The organism is Kineococcus vitellinus, assembly GCF_009906315.1.
Lineage (GTDB): Bacteria > Actinomycetota > Actinomycetes > Actinomycetales > Kineococcaceae > Kineococcus > Kineococcus vitellinus.
Window position 1 is genome coordinate 19,878 of the sequence record NZ_JAAALL010000038.1, and the last position, 2,820, is coordinate 22,697.

At 76.5% G+C, this 2,820-nt stretch carries 3 protein-coding genes and 1 pseudogene; 3 read left to right on the plus strand and 1 reads right to left on the minus strand.

Features of this window, described 5'->3' with window-relative positions:
* The 3 genes from GTQ99_RS05625 to aroB form a co-directional block, all read left to right on the plus strand.
* Positions 1 to 463 (plus strand): NPCBM/NEW2 domain-containing protein (locus GTQ99_RS05625; protein ID WP_205706848.1); only part of this gene is annotated, 463 nt, incomplete at its 5' end.
* Between the two features lie 121 nt (positions 464 to 584).
* Positions 585 to 1,160 carry a shikimate kinase gene (locus tag GTQ99_RS05630; protein WP_205706849.1) on the plus strand — a complete coding sequence of 192 codons (576 nt, stop codon included), beginning with the start codon at positions 585 to 587 and terminating at the stop codon, positions 1,158 to 1,160.
* Entirely contained in the window at positions 1,157 to 2,242 is a 1,086-nt protein-coding gene (gene aroB, locus GTQ99_RS05635) for a 3-dehydroquinate synthase (protein WP_166614762.1), read from the plus strand. The genes GTQ99_RS05630 and aroB overlap by 4 nt, the downstream gene beginning before the upstream one ends.
* A gap of 7 nt (positions 2,243 to 2,249) precedes the next feature.
* Here the strand turns inward: aroB and GTQ99_RS05640 are convergent.
* Positions 2,250 to 2,820: pseudogene (locus tag GTQ99_RS05640) on the minus strand (hypothetical protein); the annotation flags it as partial.

Below are 2,820 nucleotides of genomic sequence, written 5' to 3' on the forward strand. Positions count from 1 at the left end.
CCGCATCACCGCCGAGGCCGCCAAGCGCACCAACTGCCAGCCGCCCGGGACCGCGCCGAAGACCTACCTCGACGGCCTGCCCTACGTGCAGGGCAGCGGCCGCTACCGCTACGACCACGCGACGATCGCGGGGCGCTTCCACCCGCGCTCCACGGCCTTCGACACCGACCCCCGCAACTCCGACTACGGCACCTGGTCGCTGGGCGCGAAGCGCTCCCGCTTCACCATGGTCGCCGGGATCGCCGACGGCAACGCCAGCGGCCTGACCTCCACCGTCGCCGTCTACGGCGACGAGAAGCTGCTGGCCTCGGGCGTCGTCGCGAAGGGCGCCCCGGTGGCCTTCGACGTGGACGTGCGAGGTGTCGACAACCTCAAGATCGTCACCACGTCGCCGAACGCGGCGCTGACGCCGGCCGCCCCGGACGTCAACCGCGTCTACTTCGGCGACGCCGCCGTCAGCTGACGACCACCGGCTCAGGCAGGGCCCGCACCCCTCGGGGTGCGGGCCCTGCCTGCGTCCCGGCCCGGGACGTCTCGGCCTAGGATGCGGGGCGCAGCCCGTCCCCGACCGCAGGAGCCTCCCCGTGATCGTGCTCGTCGGCTTCATGGGCGCCGGCAAGAGCACCGTGGGGCGCCTGCTGGCCGCGGAGCTGGGGCTGCCGTCCACCGACACCGACGCGGTGATCGAGCAGCGCACGGGCCGCGCGATCCCCGAGATCTTCCGCACCGACGGCGAGCCCGCCTTCCGCGACGTCGAGGAGGCCGTCGTCGCCGACGTGCTGGCCGGCCCGCAGGCCGTCGTCTCCGTCGGCGGCGGTGCGTGCGGGCGCGAGGGCACCCGCGAGCGGCTGGGCGGGCACACCGTCGTCCACCTCGACGTCTCGCTCGCCCAGGTCCGCGAGCGCACCCGCGGCGACACCGGCCGCCCGGTGCTGCAGCGCGGCGACCTGGAGCAGCTGCACGCCGAGCGGCGCACGGTGTTCACCGCGCTCGCGGACGTCGAGGTCCTCACCGACGGGCAGCCGGCCGCCGACGTCGCGGTGGCGGTGCTGGACGCGCTCGCCGTGCTCGATCCGACCCGGGCGGGAACGCCCGCTCCCGACGGCGCGCTGCCCGGTGCGCCGCAGCACTCCCCGCACCGCTCCCCGGAGGACGCATGAGCACCGAGACCGTCCGCATCCCCGTCGACGGGGAGACCCCCTACGACGTCGTTCTCGGCCGGGGGCTGCTGGGGGAGCTGCGGGGGCTGCTGGGCCCGCGCGTCGCCAAGGTGCTCGTCGTGCACCCGCGGGCGCTGCGCACCACCGGCGAGGCCGTGCGCGACGACCTGGCCGCCCAGGGCCTGGAGGCCGTGCTCGCCGAGGTGCCCGACGGCGAGGAGGCCAAGTCCGCCGAGGTCGCCGCGTTCTGCTGGACGGTCCTCGGGCAGTCGGACTTCACCCGCTCCGACGCCGTCGTCGGCGTCGGCGGGGGAGCGGTCACCGACCTCGCCGGGTTCGTGGCCGCCACCTGGCTGCGCGGGGTGCGGGTCGTGCACGTGCCCACGACGCTGCTGGCGATGGTCGACGCGGCCGTGGGCGGCAAGACGGGCATCAACACCGCCGAGGGCAAGAACCTCGTCGGCTCCTTCCACCCGCCCGCCGGGGTCCTGTGCGACCTGGACGCCCTGGACACGCTGCCGCCGCACGACCTGCGCGCCGGGCTGGCCGAGGTCGTCAAGTGCGGCTTCATCGCCGACGAGCGCATCCTCGAGCTCGTCGAGGCCGACGTGCAGGCGGCGACCGACCCGCGCTCGCCGGTGCTGGCCGAGCTCGTCGAGCGCGCCGTGCGCGTCAAGGCGCGCGTGGTGGGGGAGGACCTCAAGGAGTCCGACCTGCGGGAGATCCTCAACTACGGGCACACCTTCGCCCACGCCGTGGAGCACGTCGAGCGCTACCAGTGGCGCCACGGCGCGGCCGTCAGCGTGGGCCTGGTCTACGTCGCCGAGCTGGCCCGCACGGCCGGGCGCCTGTCCGACGCCGACGCGGACCGGCACCGCGCGGTGCTGGCCTCGCTGGGCCTGCCGACGACCTACCGCGGCGACCGCTGGCCGCAGCTGCTGGACGCCATGAAGCGGGACAAGAAGTCGCGCGGCGCGCTGCTGCGCTTCGTCGTGCTCGACGGCATCGGGCGGCCCTCGCGCCTGGAGGGCCCGGACCCGGCGCTGCTGCAGGCGGCCTACGCGGAGATCAGCGCGAGCTGATCGGGGTTCAGGCGCACGGCGCGGCGCCGGCTCCGGTCCGCGGGGAGTAGAACACCGGGGCGCCGATCAGCCCCTCGCCGCGCAGGCAGAAGTCGTCGGCGCTCGCGCCGAGGATGCGCACGTCGTTGAAGGAGTCCGGGACGGACAGCTGCGACAGGTCCGAGGCGTAGGTGCCGTTGAGCGAGCGGTAGCTGGCCTGCGCGAGCGCCAGGGCGTCCAGGTCCGAGACCACGCTCGCGCGCGACCAGTCCTGGGCGGCCTGCCACGCGCCGGGGCCGGCGACCTTGCCCGCACCGGCCAGCACGAGCAGGACGCCGACGAGGACGAGCGCGCGCAGCGCCGAGCCGCGGCGGGCGCGGCGCACGGGGGCGGAGGTGTCCGTGCCGGCGCGGCCGATGCCGGCGGCGTAGGCGGCCTGCGTGCGGCCGCCCGGGTTGAACGGCGCGGGGCGGCCCAGGACCGGCGCGAAGGACGCGTCGCGCACCGGGGCCGCCGAGGGCGCCGGCGCGGGGGTCGCGGGCAGCGCGCGGGCCCGGGCCCGCGCCGCCGGCGTCTCGGGGCTGCGCGGGGCGCCCGGT